Annotated in this window: 14 protein-coding genes; 4 read left to right on the top strand and 10 right to left on the bottom strand. The window is 37.0% G+C overall.

All coding sequences use genetic code 11. The features are described from left to right. Positions 1–54: 54 nt before the first annotated feature. From ASU31_RS10935 to ASU31_RS10900, 8 genes are all read right to left on the bottom strand, one after another. The gene (locus ASU31_RS10935) at positions 55–969 is read right to left on the bottom strand and encodes a Ppx/GppA phosphatase family protein (RefSeq protein WP_057932357.1); all 915 of its coding nucleotides are present in this window, start codon (positions 967–969) and stop codon (positions 55–57) included. 443 nt (positions 970–1412) lie between these two features. Continuing rightward, complete coding sequence (locus ASU31_RS10930; RefSeq protein ID WP_057932356.1) at positions 1413–2138, bottom strand: DUF72 domain-containing protein; 726 nt, start codon at positions 2136–2138, stop codon at positions 1413–1415. Between the two features lie 579 nt (positions 2139–2717). Continuing rightward, the gene (gene dnaJ, locus ASU31_RS10925; RefSeq protein ID WP_029278682.1) at positions 2718–3878 is read right to left on the bottom strand and encodes a molecular chaperone DnaJ; all 1161 of its coding nucleotides are present in this window, start codon (positions 3876–3878) and stop codon (positions 2718–2720) included. Positions 3879–4033: 155 nt separating this feature from the next. Continuing rightward, positions 4034–4615, bottom strand: a complete 582-nt coding sequence (locus ASU31_RS10920) for a nucleotide exchange factor GrpE (RefSeq protein ID WP_029278681.1) — start codon at positions 4613–4615, stop codon at positions 4034–4036. Between the two features lie 128 nt (positions 4616–4743). Further along, entirely contained in the window at positions 4744–5427 is a 684-nt protein-coding gene (locus ASU31_RS10915) for a cell division ATP-binding protein FtsE (protein WP_029278680.1), read from the bottom strand. 1 nt (position 5428) lies between these two features. Continuing rightward, a complete protein-coding gene (locus tag ASU31_RS10910) occupies positions 5429–5632 on the bottom strand; it encodes a hypothetical protein (protein ID WP_057932355.1) in 204 nt (67 codons plus the stop codon). A gap of 51 nt (positions 5633–5683) precedes the next feature. Further along, positions 5684–7630: a T9SS type B sorting domain-containing protein gene (locus ASU31_RS10905; RefSeq protein WP_057932354.1), complete on the bottom strand. Its 1947-nt coding sequence runs from the start codon at positions 7628–7630 to the stop codon at positions 5684–5686. A gap of 77 nt (positions 7631–7707) precedes the next feature. Beyond that, entirely contained in the window at positions 7708–8724 is a 1017-nt protein-coding gene (locus ASU31_RS10900; protein ID WP_057932353.1) for an acyl-CoA reductase, read from the bottom strand. A 78-nt stretch (positions 8725–8802) separates the two neighbouring features. Between ASU31_RS10900 and ASU31_RS10895 the strand changes: the two genes are divergently transcribed. Then, positions 8803–9153, top strand: coding sequence for a 4Fe-4S dicluster domain-containing protein (locus ASU31_RS10895; protein ID WP_025143125.1), 351 nt, complete (start codon positions 8803–8805; stop codon positions 9151–9153). 52 nt (positions 9154–9205) lie between these two features. Here ASU31_RS10895 and ASU31_RS10890 read toward each other — a convergent pair whose 3' ends face one another. Beyond that, positions 9206–9748, bottom strand: a complete 543-nt coding sequence (locus tag ASU31_RS10890; protein WP_057932352.1) for a P-loop NTPase family protein — start codon at positions 9746–9748, stop codon at positions 9206–9208. A 20-nt stretch (positions 9749–9768) separates the two neighbouring features. Further along, positions 9769–10218 carry a universal stress protein gene (locus ASU31_RS10885; protein ID WP_057932517.1) on the bottom strand — a complete coding sequence of 150 codons (450 nt, stop codon included), beginning with the start codon at positions 10216–10218 and terminating at the stop codon, positions 9769–9771. A 110-nt stretch (positions 10219–10328) separates the two neighbouring features. Here ASU31_RS10885 and ASU31_RS10880 point away from each other — a divergent pair, with 110 nt between their 5' ends. From ASU31_RS10880 to ASU31_RS10870, 3 genes are read left to right on the top strand one after another with little or no spacing between them, the layout of a single operon-like run. After that, complete coding sequence (locus ASU31_RS10880) at positions 10329–11114, top strand: C40 family peptidase (RefSeq protein WP_057932351.1); 786 nt, start codon at positions 10329–10331, stop codon at positions 11112–11114. A 38-nt stretch (positions 11115–11152) separates the two neighbouring features. After that, complete coding sequence (locus ASU31_RS10875; protein WP_157257976.1) at positions 11153–11914, top strand: hypothetical protein; 762 nt, start codon at positions 11153–11155, stop codon at positions 11912–11914. A gap of 17 nt (positions 11915–11931) precedes the next feature. Continuing rightward, positions 11932–12657, top strand: coding sequence for a carboxypeptidase-like regulatory domain-containing protein (locus tag ASU31_RS10870; RefSeq protein WP_057932349.1), 726 nt, complete (start codon positions 11932–11934; stop codon positions 12655–12657).

The raw sequence follows: 12657 nt of genomic DNA, 5'->3' as shown, positions 1-12657 counted from the left end.
TAAATTAATATACGCTAATCTCTCGATGATCCATATCCGTATGGATCATTTTTTTTATATCATGCTGGCCAAAACCCCCATCTTTAAATCATAGGTAGAAAGCGTTAAGCGGTTTATTTTACATCGGCCTAAAACATAGTTTGTAAGTAAAACAGCGATCACAATCATATCAATCCTTAAAGGGATCATGCCTGGCATTTCGGCACGTTCGTTATGCGTAGCATTGAGTAGCTTGATCGAAGTTGAAATGTAATCATCGAAATTGAAGGCGAAGGTTTTGGCAGTATTAATATCTGCTTTTAAGTTGTTTTTTCTAATAATAAGCTCTGCGAATGTTTCGAATGCCCCAGCAGATCCGATTAAAATTTCAGGATGGTATTTTTCACAGATTTCGAAAAGATCTGCCAGTTGATTTTGAATGTGAAATAAAATGGCATTCTTTTCATCGTCGGTTATGGGATCTGATTTAAAGAACTGCTGCATTAAACGTGCCGCCCCAATGTTATAACTTTTCTTCCAGATCAGTTTTTCGGGATCGCACAGGATAAATTCTACGCTTCCGCCACCAATATCCATAATCAAAGATGTCTCTGTAATTGCTCCGCTCAGTTTTACACCTTGGTAAATTAATTCAGCTTCTTCATCGCCGCTAATCGTTTCGATGTTTATTCCGGCTCTTTCCTTTACTGCATGTACAAAATCTTGTCCGTTTTCTGCACTTCTAACCGCAGAAGTAGCTGTAGCTCTTATCTCATTAACCTGATATTGAGCAATTGTATGGCTAAACGTTTCAAGGCAGTTTATCCCCCTTTCAAAAGCTGCAGGAATGATAATATTGTCGTTAATTCTTCCTTCTCCCAATTTAACAGGTACATTGGTTTTGTATAAAACTTCAGGCTGATTTCCTGCTGTTTCAGCAATAAGTAAATGGAAGGTATTCGTACCTAGGTCGATAACTGCAATTCGCATAGTTTATATTTTTGTGTTTTGGAAAGCAGTGGCAGTAGTTCTTTGGTAACTGTCGTCCTGCTATCCATTAAATTTCGTATTGCTAAATTAAGGGTCGTAGAACGAAATACCATTGCTAACAGGTTTATTTTTCAGTAGCTCTTGGTTTTGGCAGGATAGCAAGTGGCTTATAAATTTACACTCTTGCGAGGTTTCCATAAATAGTAGCACAAACCCAGGTAAATAAACGGGATAGCAGCGGTAGCTCCCGATTTTTCATCGGGACTACAGCGTATAGCCCGACTAGCTTTAATATGAGTATTGCAATTGCCTTCCAAAATCTACTTGTTTATTATTGTGTGAAATTTCTGTGGAGTTGGATGTTACCATCTGACACAGCAAAAATTAAAATAACCGGAGTTGCTACTTAGTTTTACCTGAACAGTCAGAGACATCTCACTTCACTAAATAACCTGTTGCGTTAAATCCTGTAGCTGTTTCGCATTATGTAATGCCCCAACTCCCCAGGTATTGTTAAAATATACAAAAATTTCGCTTTCTGTATCCTTGATCTGATTTTTGAATGCTTCAATAACATTGATGTCGTATTCTGATTTGTAAAGCACAGGCTTCCCGTGAAAACGGTAATACACAGTTTCTGCATTCTGAATTGCATCATCAGGTAAGGCAGAAGGATAGCTTTGGCCGCTAAATATGATGTTTTTTTGAGCGAGGTTTTTATAAATTTCTTCATCAAACCAACTGATGTGGCGAAACTCTACCGCATTTTTAAAATCAGGGCTTAAATTTTCGATCAAAAGGTTTAACCGTTCCGCGCTATAATCGAACTTTGGTGGAAACTGAAACAGTACACATCCCAATTTCTCTTTTAGTCCGATTTGAATAGCCTCGTAAAAATCGTTTATGAGTTGTTCACATTCATTGAACTGTTTATAATGTGTAATCAGCCGCGGTGCCTTAATCGTAAATAAAAAATCACCCGGACTTTCATTATACCACTTATCGAAAGATTTTTGAGTTGGCATTTTATAAAAAGTAGAATTGATCTCTATTGTATTAAAATGCTCGCAATAATATTTAAACCAATCTTTTTGTGCCAGACCTTTTGGGTAGAAAATCTCTTTCCATTCGCGATAATAGAAGCCTGAGCAACCAATTCTCCATTTCATATATAGAAAACAGACTGTAAATGAAAAGGTTTATTATCCGTTATATATGACGATAAAAATAATTAATGAGACACCAATATAGCCGGATAACTTTAAATAGAAGTTATTTCTCTTAGCTACAAAACCTATTATCAACATAATTAACAAGTAGAAAATTGAAAGTGTTAAAAATCCGGCAAACGGTGAATGATTGTTTTTTAATTGCGACTCGTTTTTTGTCGAAGCAAAGAAAACCTCAATCAGGACTGGAGAAATCCAACCGATTAAATACAATGCAAATATTACTGATGCTATTGGGTACTTTCTGAAAGCGGTATTGAGTTCGTCCATATTTTGAAATTAATACCTGTTTTATGGATATGGTAACCCAAAAAATAAGCAATTTATGCTCAGATATCTGTGGTGTCAGATGTTACTATCTGATACGGCGAAAAATGGATTACCCAAGTTTATAGGTATGGTTTTAGTAGTGAAATGATAACATGTGACTTCACTAAAATAGGGGTTTTTGGTATGATGCTTATAAAATAAAAAAAACCGATGCTTGCGACATCGGTTTTTCAATTTATATTTAATTAATTACTCGAAGTATTCTTTCATTCTTTCGAAGAAACTCTTATCATTTTTACCCGGTTGAGGCTTAAAGTTTGGCGATTCACGTAATTTCTCTAAAGCATTACGTTCGTCGCTACTTAAAGCTTTTGGTGTCCAGATGTTGATGTGGATGATCTCATCACCTCTATGATAAGAATTCACCTCTGGTAAACCTTTACCTTTTAAGCGTAATAATTTTCCGCTTTGTGTACCCGGATCGATTTTGATTTTTGCTTTACCATCAATGGTTGGTACTTCAATGCTCATTCCTAAAGCAGCATCAACGAAGCTTAAATGTAAATCGTAAACGATATTGTTGCCTTCGCGTTTTAAAGTTTCGTGTGGCGTTTCTTCAATTAAAATGATTAAATCGCCTGGGATACCGCCATTAGGTGCTGCATTTCCTTTTCCACTCATGCTTAACTGCATACCTTCACTTACACCAGCAGGAATATTGATGGTAATGGTTTCTTCGCCACGTACAACACCGTCTCCATGACAAACTGTACATTTTGAGGTAATTTGCTGACCGCTACCGTTACAGGTAGGGCAGGTAGATGCTGTTTGCATCTGACCTAAAATAGTATTGGTTACTCTACGCACCTGGCCGCTGCCACCGCAGGTACCACAGGTACTTACCGATGATTTATCTTTCGCACCGGAGCCGTCGCAGGTTTTACAAACAATTAGTTTATTAACCTTGATTTTCTTTTCTGCACCATGTGCAATTTCTTCAAGTGTTAATTTAACTTTTATACGTAGGTTAGAGCCTTTGGCTACACGACGACCGCCACGTTGCTGACCGCCACCGCCACCAAAAAAGCTTTCGAAAGGATTGTGACCGCCAAATACATCGCCGAAATTGCTAAAAATATCGTCCATGTTCATGCCGCCACCGCCGTAACCACCGCCACTTGCGCCTCCAACACCTGCATGACCGTATTGATCATAACGCTGTTTTTTATCAGGACTGCTTAAAACTTCGTAAGCTTCGGCAGCTTCCTTAAACTTATCTTCAGCAGCTTTATCTCCTGGATTTTTATCTGGATGATATTTAATCGCCATCTTGCGGTAAGCTTTCTTTATCTCATCAGCGGCTGCGCCCCTAGTTACGCCTAGTACGTCGTAATAATCTCTTTTACTCATCTTCTTTATAAACGTTGAAATGTTTGAAAGTTGAAACGTTTAATGTTCCTGACCCAAAAACAAACACCAGTTTTATTAATTTTCTTGCTTGGGGTTAATTGTTGCTATTGCTACTGCAACTTTCCAACTTTTAACCTTCCAACTTTTCAATTTCCTTACGCTCCAACTACAACTTTAGCAAAGCGGATTACATTATCATTTAAGGTATAACCTTTTTCAACTTCATCAATCACTTTCCCTTTAAGATCATCGCTAGGAGCAGGGATATTGGTAATTGCTTCGTGGAAATCGGTATTGAAAGGTTGACTGATGCTTTCTACATCTTTCAATCCTTTTTGTGCTAAAGTGTTTTTTAGCTTTGTGCTTACCAATAAAATACCTTCTTTAACAGGGGCAACGTCAGCAGCAGTTTCCATTGCTTTTAAAGCACGGTCGAAATCATCTAAAACAGGTAAAAGTGAAACAATTACATCTTTACCAGCCGTTTGCAATAATTCTACACGTTCTTTTTGTGTACGACGTTTATAATTATCGAACTCAGCGTATAAACGTAAATATTTGTCGTTAAGTTGTTGAACTTCCGCTTGCAATTTTTCTTCTGCAGATAATTCGGGTGCCTGCTCAGTTTCAGCGATAGGAGCATCAGTATTCTCTACATTCTCAGCAGTATTTTCTGATGTATTTTCAGGATTCATTATATTTTCTTCTTTATCGTTATTTTTCTTCTTATTAAACATAATACTGGGCTGAATTTTTTTGTGTTGATCTCAACTATTTTGCCATAAACGGAAATCAGCCAAGCTGTCAGATTTATTTGTATTTATCTGAACAGATTGGCTGATTAGCTGACGGATGTCAGAATTTTTTATACGATTTGTGCATCTTCGTGCACAACTCCATTCTCGCATTTAATAATACGCGAAGGGAAAGTACGGATGATATGGTAATCGTGTGTAGCCATTAATACCGCAGTTCCGGCCTGGCTAATTTGTTTTAAAAGGGTTACAATTTCTTCTGATGTTTCCGGATCTAAATTTCCTGTAGGCTCATCAGCAAGAATAATCTCCGGATCATTTAACAAAGCTCTTGCAATAACAATACGCTGCTGCTCACCACCAGAAATTTCGTGTGGCATTTTTTTGATTTTAGAACGCAAACCAACTTTGTCTAAAACATCTTTAATGCGTTCGTTAATTAGTTTTTCGTCTTTCCAACCTGTTGCCTTAAGCACAAATTCAAGGTTTTTTTCAATGGTTCTATCAGTAAGCAATTGAAAATCCTGGAAAACTACTCCTAATTTACGGCGTAAAAACGGCACCTGACTTTCTTTCAGGTTTTTAAGGTCGAAACCGGCAATATTACCTTCGCCATTACCAATATGTAAGTCGCCATATAATATTTTAAGCAAACTGCTCTTACCCGAACCTGTTTGACCGATCAGGAAGACAAATTCGTCCTTTTCGATGTGTAAATTTACGTTTGAGAGGACTAAATGTTTCTGTTGAAAAACATCAACATTGCTTAAATGAATTACTGAGTTGCCTGCCATATTATATTTCTAATTTTGCAATCTGCCCGAAAGGCAAATCTTTAACCATTTCCATAATGTATTCTTGCTTGTCGCCAAGTCCGAGTTTTTCCAGCGATTTATCAGGCCTATCAACCCTAAAATAAGCTAAAAGTGTAAACTTGTCATCTCTTAACTGTACGTAATCTGGAATTTTGGCTATGCCTTTAACTTTAACGATATACATTGTGTCCAAAAATAGCATTTCCAAATGATAAGCGAAAGTAAGAAGTCCTTTTTATCTCATCAGCATTACCCAGCCGGTATAGGTTTTAAAATCTTTGTTTAAATAAATGCTGTAATAATATATTGCCGGAGGAAGATCTTTCCCATCCATTTTTCCATCCCAGCCCTTAAAATTTCCGGTACTCTGATAAACGAGCTGGCCATATCGGTTGGTTACTTTCACAATTGAATTGGGGAAAGATGTAATAGCTGGAATGTTCCAGGTATCGTTTACATTATCACCATTTGGCGTAAAGGTATTGGGGATTACCACTTTTGGATAAACCTTGATGAAAACCTCATCACTGCTACTGTTACAGCCTAAATTTGAGCTAGCATGTAAAGTATAGGTAATGTCTTCAGTTGGTGTAGCAATGGGATTGAGTTTGGTGGGATCGTCAAGATAATCTGATGGTGTCCAGAAATAGGTAAAATCATCACCACTCACTTTACCATTTAAAATTATCGGCTGTCCAGTTACAATCGTTTGATCCGCACCTGCATCGGCCATTACATTTTTATTCACATTGACGGTGATTTCTGCTTCGGCCGGACATTTTCCGTTTGAAACCTGAACAGTATATGTCGTGGTTTCAGTTGGTGAGGCGATTGGGTTAGCGATTTGAGGATCTGACAAACCTTTTGATGGGTGCCAAAGATAGGTAGAGCCACCCGATGCTTCTAATTGAACCGATTTACCTTTGCAAATGGTTGCATTTTGGATATTGGTTATTGGAATTATTGGCTCTAAAATTTCAACAGTTGTTGTTGCAGGCGATGTACACCCATTTGCAGTTACCTGAACAGTATAAATGCCTTCCATCGCTTTAGTAGCATTGGGGATGGATGGACTTTTATCTGTTGAGCTAAATTGATTCGGGCCCGTCCAGCTGTAACTTGTTCCGCCAGATGCATTTAACTGAATGTTATTACCAATACAAACCGGTCCAGAATTTTCTGCAATGGCTGTTGGCAATGGATTTACAGTAACCTTTATTGGCTCCGATACTGCCCTGCAGTAAGTTCTATCAATATTACCATTCATAGCCGTAATTAACCGATATTGATAAGTGCCAGCTATGCGATCTGAAAAATCTATAGCAGCTTGTTTCGTTGTTTTGCCAACAATGTCAGCCCAACCGCTACCCGTATTTTCCTGCCATTGGTAAACTGCGTTTGTATATCCTGCGGTAATATTTGCATCTAAAATGAAATTGCTGGTATTACCTTCACACATATTTAATAAAGAGGCATTCGTGTTGAAAAATGGAGCGATGGCCGGGCCGCAAGCTTGTACGGTGATATCATCCAAAGCAAAATCGTTGCCGCTATTTGTTAGTGTACTGTTAATTAGTTGTAAGGTTATGGTTGAGCTGTTGCCATTAGTGAAATCTACAAAATATTGATGCCAAGTGAGGTCTGCGTGCACACTTCCAGTAGGTTTCTCATTTAATACATTACCATTAGGATCGGTGATGCGTAAGATCATGTTTGGGGTTTGGGCATTGGCAGCCGGTGAATTTGCATTTAATACCCAGATTGATAAGCGTAAAATAGTATTTGGACACAAATTATCCATTCGTTGCTCAAAAAATACGGTTCGTGTGGCAATTCCGTCGATTAGAAGCATCAAGCCATTGGGATCTCCGGTATGATCAGCATGTGGCTGCCAATAAATGGGAAAGGGATTACCAGGTGTTGCAGGCGTTTTAACTAATCCTGATTGATTAGCCCTTAAAGCAGAATTGCTCGGCCCTGGGGGACCAATAAATTCTGTAAATGTTGAGGCACCTGGTGCATATTGCGCCAATGGACCATACCAGCTGTCAGTATTGTTTCCCTGCCCAAATGTCTGACTAATGAGTGGTTGTCCAAAAGTTCCGCTACAAAGCTGCGCTTTTGCAAAATTTGCAAACAGGAGGATATAAATAAAGAATAACGCTTTTGATAGAGAGTGCATTTACTGGCTCAGATTTATGCAATATTAAATAAATTTAAAATCTAAATGCCATCAGTGAGCAAAGTTACTGGCCGATATTAGTTTAACCCATTCAAAAACTCAACGGTATTTACATTATCTGCATAGTCCCAAAGTTTAGGGTGCTGACTTTGGCCAAAACCGAAAGTGTTTAAACTTAAAGGCGATTTGCTAATCACACATTGAATGTTTTCTGATTGGTTTTTCAGTTTATCTTCAAGCGCTTGTAACTGCTCGTATTCTTCATAAAAGAGAACAGCCAAAGGTGATGTCAGGCTTTCATCTTCTTTTAATAACAAGAAACCATTGTCGAAGTGCTTAGCCGCATTAACCAGATAGATAGATTTATTGTAATCGTAATTGTTATTGTATTTAAAGTGGTTGATAATAGGCTGAAAACTTTCTACGCCTTCGTAAAAATTTGCAATATCGTAACCTTTTGGGAAATAGATTTTAGATACATTTCTACAGCCTAAGCCAAAATAATCAAAAATATCGTTGCCCAGGTTTTGAATATCTTCGAAACTCTCAGCGCCATCTAAAACTGCAACACTGTTCCTGTTTTTTCTGATAATGTTGGGTACTTTACTGAAATAATAATCAAAATAGCGTGATGAATTGTTGCTTCCGGTTGCAATAACAGCATCAAAATCTTTTAAGCGCTCTACATATTCTATTTTATCCTCAAAAGCAGGTTCTATTTTAACGAGTTCTGCAATTACGGCTTTAATTAATTTATCATCAGCCGAAGAAAGTTTGATTAAAGCAATATTACCCGTGGCCAATACACTTAAAACATCATGTAAACCCACCAATGGGATATTCCCCGCCAGGATTAAACCAACCTTTTTAGGTGATGTACTAAACTTAACCGATTTGAACCAAATGGCCAAATCAGCCTCATTTAACATTTCAGCAAAAGATAAAATCGATTTTTTTATGTTTTCTGCAGTAAACCATGCATTAGTGCTTTCGGCACTATAAAATGCATTTCCTAGTATGTCAGTAGGGTTTGTAAGCAATTTACCCAGTTTGTTGAACGCGATTATTACTTTTTCTTGAGTTAATGCTGACATATTTAGAATTATTATTAAGTGATTATATCTTATATTTGCAGCGCAAAGGTAAACTAAGCAAAAGAATTAGACGAAAACATGGCGATTAAAATAACAGATGAGTGTATAAATTGTGGGGCTTGCGAACCAGAATGTCCTAATAACGCAATTTACGATGCCGGTACTGCATGGCGTTTTTCTGATGGTACAAATTTAAATGGTATCATTGATTTTGGTAATCAACAAATTGAAGCTGATGCAGCTCAAGAAGCAGTTTCGGATGAAGTTTATTACATTGTATCCGATAAGTGTACAGAGTGTAAGGGTTTTCATGATGAACCTCAGTGTGCGGCAGTTTGCCCGGTTGATTGTTGCGTAGATGACGAAGATATCCGCGAAACAGAAGAAGAATTATTGGCTAAGAAAGCTTGGTTACACCAGGAAGGATAAGCTTTATAAAATATTTATAATATTAAAGGCACCATTTGGTGCCTTTTTTAGTTTATAGATAGTCTATAATTTTTTTTATTCTTTCTTCAACAGTAAAATCACCTCTAATCTGCAAAATTTCTTTGTCTAAATCTTTAATCCAATCCTCATGTACTTTTAATGATCTGCCTGTAAAGCCAGATTTAATCGGATCAATATCATAATTAGTTGCCCATTCGATAAAATCCTGATACTTTTTTATTCTTTCAGGATCCTGATAAATTACAGAACCATAACGTTCAAATTCTCTTTTTTTTAATCTGTTCAACCTCACTTCTGGTGGAAGCCAAAGAAATACAATCAGATCAAATTCTGGAAAAACACCATCGCCCCAGCTCACACTTGAGCCACCAAAAACCCAATCATCACTTTCCGTTAAAGCCATTTTGATGAGGTCATTTCTTTCCTTAGGATTTCGTTTTGTTATAAATGGAGGATCAGTAGGTATCCAGAAATATTGATCACTGTCAAAATAGGGGATGTTTAATTTTTTTGCCAATGCTTTGCCCAGCGTAGTTACGCCCGAACCAGAAGCTCCAAATATGTGAATTTTCATTTGTTTGAACTGAATTTAGCTCAAACATCGCATTTATTAGGAATAATCAAAACCGGACAAGCAGATTTTCTCGCCACGTGTTCGGCAACACTTCCCATTAAAAAATGGTACAGGCCCGTACGTCCATATGTGCCAATAACAATTAGATCAGATCCCCACTCGTCTGATTGTTGGATAATACCATGCGCTGCGGTATCAACAACACTTAAATAGGTGGTTTTTGCACCTTTGCTATATTTTGTCTCCATTTCTTTGAGCAAAATGTGGCTGTTTTCTTCGCTGTTGTCATATGTTTCTAAAAACACTGGCGCCAGGGTTAAATCGGGGTTTACGTTAGCCGGAATAGGCTCGATAATGTTAACCAGTGCTACTTCTGCTCCAAATTTTTCAGCCATGTCGTAACCGGCTTTTGCCGCTTTTTCCGAGCAGGTACTATTATCAACGGCAATTAATATTTTTTTAAAATTCATGGCGAGCATATTTAAAGGGTGATCATCATAAAAATAACAAATTTGTGTGCAAAATGTTAGGCAATGGATGTATTTTATTAGTTTTACAATAGTTTCACGAGCATATTTAAATGGAAAATCAATACGGTATTTGTAGGGTTGCTGTAGCGGCCTTAAGAGCTGATGCATCAGATAAAGCAGAGATTGTTTCGCAACTTTTATTCGGCGATCATGTAGAAATTATTCAGAAGGAGGAACGCTGGTGGCTCATTCAAAATGGCTATGATGGTTACCAAGGCTGGATGGATTTCAGACAATTGGCCCCGATTACCCAAAGCCAGTTTACAGCAATGCACGATTGTAAATTGATTGCTCCATTAAGTTTCAATAATGTGCTAACAGCAGCCGATGGAAGTTCATATCATTTAAGTCCGGCAAGTAACCTTCCTTTTTTAAAAGAGGGTTTTTGTTATGCTGGCGAGGAAAAATTTAAACTGAATTTCGAAGCATACAACAATAGTGCTGTCGATTTTACCGATAAAGTTACCGAAACGGCAAAGTTTTTTCAAAACATCCCGTATCTATGGGGTGGAAGACATTTGTTTGGCTTAGATTGCTCTGGTTTTGTACAAACCGTATTTAAAATGTTAGGCATTAAGTTAAACCGCGATGCTTCACAACAGGCTGAACAAGGTGAACTGGTTGGTTTTCTGGCCGAATGCAAAGCAGGCGATGTGGCTTTTTTTGATAATGACGAAGGCAGAATTACCCATGTAGGCATTATGTTAAGCCCGAACGAAATTATCCATTCCTCAGCAAAAGTAAAAATCGATCCGATTGATGACCAGGGAATTTTTAATAAAGAATTGGGAAAATATTCGCACAAGCTGAGAATTATCAAACGTTTTGTGGAATAGTAACCGAAAATGTATCCTATATAAAAGATACATTTTTTATGCCATCTAAATTTAAAATTCAAATCTCAAATCCTTGTCATGAAGAGTGGGCGGGAATGCAAGCTGATTCAAACGGGAAATTTTGCAGTTCCTGCCAAAAATCTGTAATAGACTTTACCCATTTTACTGATGCAGAGTTAAAACGGTGGTTTAACCAAAATCCAGGGAATAGTTGTGGAAGATTTAAGCCTGAGCAGCTTGATCGTTATCTAGGTGGCAAAGCCGCACCATTTTTCAAAATTTTTAAACCCAGTTTAATTGCAGCTTCAATTTTTGCATTTTTAAGTATTCCTAAATTCACTTATGCAAAATATGTAAGGCCATTGGAAACGGAATATAAAATTCAACAAAGCCAGGTTTTGGGTGATGTAGAAGGAGAGTATACCTTTATAAAGGGAAGAGTATATGATCAGGATGGAATTGGCTTAAATCATATAAATATCGAATTAAAAGATCAAAATATTTATGCTGAAACGGCCGCCGATGGCTCATTTTATATTAAAATTAGAAAGCCAAAAAACAGGACTATCGCCGAATTGACTTTTACTTCAAACGCATTTGAGGCTAAAAAGAGTTTATTCCTTTTAGGAGAGGAAAAAGAGATCTCTATTGTTTTACAATATGCAATGCAGATGGATTTTACAAACAAAATGGTTGTTGATAAGGTAAGCGAACAATTGGAAGGAAGACTTGGTGGTATTTCGATAAAAACAACTGTAAGCAGGAGGATTGTGAGCGGTGTTATAAATATCTTTAGATAATTTGTTAATTGAATTTTATGAGCTCAAATTTTAAGATCCAGATTTCCAATCCTTGTCATGAAAAATGGGGCGAGATGATCGATAATAATACAGGGAAATTCTGCTGTTCATGTCAAAAATCAGTTGTTGATTTTGCCAATTTCTCCGATCACGAATTACATATTTGGTTTACAGAAAATCAGGGCAAAAGCTGTGGAAGATTTAAGCCCGAGCAGCTTGATCGTTTAATTCGTGTAAAATCGAATTTTGCAATTAGCCAATTTAAACCTAGCCTGATTGCCGCTTCTTTATTGGCTTTTTTGAGTTTTCCAAAATTGGTTAATGCAAATATTTCGTTATCATATCCCACAACATTTCAGACGGATAATAAGAAATCTCTAAAAGATGATGTTTTAAAAGAAAACACTGAAGATGATTTTGTTACCGTACGAGGTAAAGTTATTGATAAAGGTGATAAATTACCGTTAATTGCCGTGAGTATCAGGGTTAAAAATTCAAAGATTGGAACAACTACTGATCGAAATGGAGAATTTGAATTAAGGTTGGACAGAAAACAGTTTAAGGATAAAGTAATTCTGGATATCAGGTATATTGGATTTGAAAGTAAAGAGCTAAAAGTAAATCTCAATAAAAATGATGTTATTTTTGTTAAAATGAAAATGGATCAATCTATTTTAGGTGGATTTGCCATTATTAATCAGCCTACATTTTTAGAGCGTATTACCCAGCTGTTAAATGGGTAG

It is taken from the genome of Pedobacter ginsenosidimutans (genome assembly GCF_001442625.1).
In the GTDB taxonomy this organism is placed as follows: domain Bacteria; phylum Bacteroidota; class Bacteroidia; order Sphingobacteriales; family Sphingobacteriaceae; genus Pedobacter; species Pedobacter ginsenosidimutans.
This window is presented reverse-complemented; position numbering and strand designations above follow the sequence as displayed.

Excerpts from the sequence above, each read along its gene's own strand:
- ASU31_RS10935 (WP_057932357.1), bottom strand. The coding sequence starts at position 969 with ATGCGAATTGCAGTTATCGACCTAGGTACGAATACCTTCCATTTACTT.
- ASU31_RS10890 (WP_057932352.1), bottom strand. The coding sequence starts at position 9,748 with ATGAAAATTCACATATTTGGAGCTTCTGGTTCGGGCGTAACTACGCTG.
- ASU31_RS10870 (WP_057932349.1), top strand. The coding sequence starts at position 11,932 with ATGAGCTCAAATTTTAAGATCCAGATTTCCAATCCTTGTCATGAAAAA.
- ASU31_RS10885 (WP_057932517.1), bottom strand. The coding sequence starts at position 10,218 with ATGAATTTTAAAAAAATATTAATTGCCGTTGATAATAGTACCTGCTCG.
- ASU31_RS10880 (WP_057932351.1), top strand. The coding sequence starts at position 10,329 with ATGGAAAATCAATACGGTATTTGTAGGGTTGCTGTAGCGGCCTTAAGA.
- ASU31_RS10900 (WP_057932353.1), bottom strand. The coding sequence starts at position 8,724 with ATGTCAGCATTAACTCAAGAAAAAGTAATAATCGCGTTCAACAAACTG.
- ASU31_RS10915 (WP_029278680.1), bottom strand. The coding sequence starts at position 5,427 with ATGGCAGGCAACTCAGTAATTCATTTAAGCAATGTTGATGTTTTTCAA.
- ASU31_RS10895 (WP_025143125.1), top strand. The coding sequence starts at position 8,803 with ATGGCGATTAAAATAACAGATGAGTGTATAAATTGTGGGGCTTGCGAA.
- ASU31_RS10920 (WP_029278681.1), bottom strand. The coding sequence starts at position 4,615 with ATGTTTAATAAGAAGAAAAATAACGATAAAGAAGAAAATATAATGAAT.
- ASU31_RS10910 (WP_057932355.1), bottom strand. The coding sequence starts at position 5,632 with ATGTATATCGTTAAAGTTAAAGGCATAGCCAAAATTCCAGATTACGTA.
- ASU31_RS10905 (WP_057932354.1), bottom strand. The coding sequence starts at position 7,630 with ATGCACTCTCTATCAAAAGCGTTATTCTTTATTTATATCCTCCTGTTT.
- dnaJ (WP_029278682.1), bottom strand. The coding sequence starts at position 3,878 with ATGAGTAAAAGAGATTATTACGACGTACTAGGCGTAACTAGGGGCGCA.
- ASU31_RS10930 (WP_057932356.1), bottom strand. The coding sequence starts at position 2,138 with ATGAAATGGAGAATTGGTTGCTCAGGCTTCTATTATCGCGAATGGAAA.
- ASU31_RS10875 (WP_157257976.1), top strand. The coding sequence starts at position 11,153 with ATGCCATCTAAATTTAAAATTCAAATCTCAAATCCTTGTCATGAAGAG.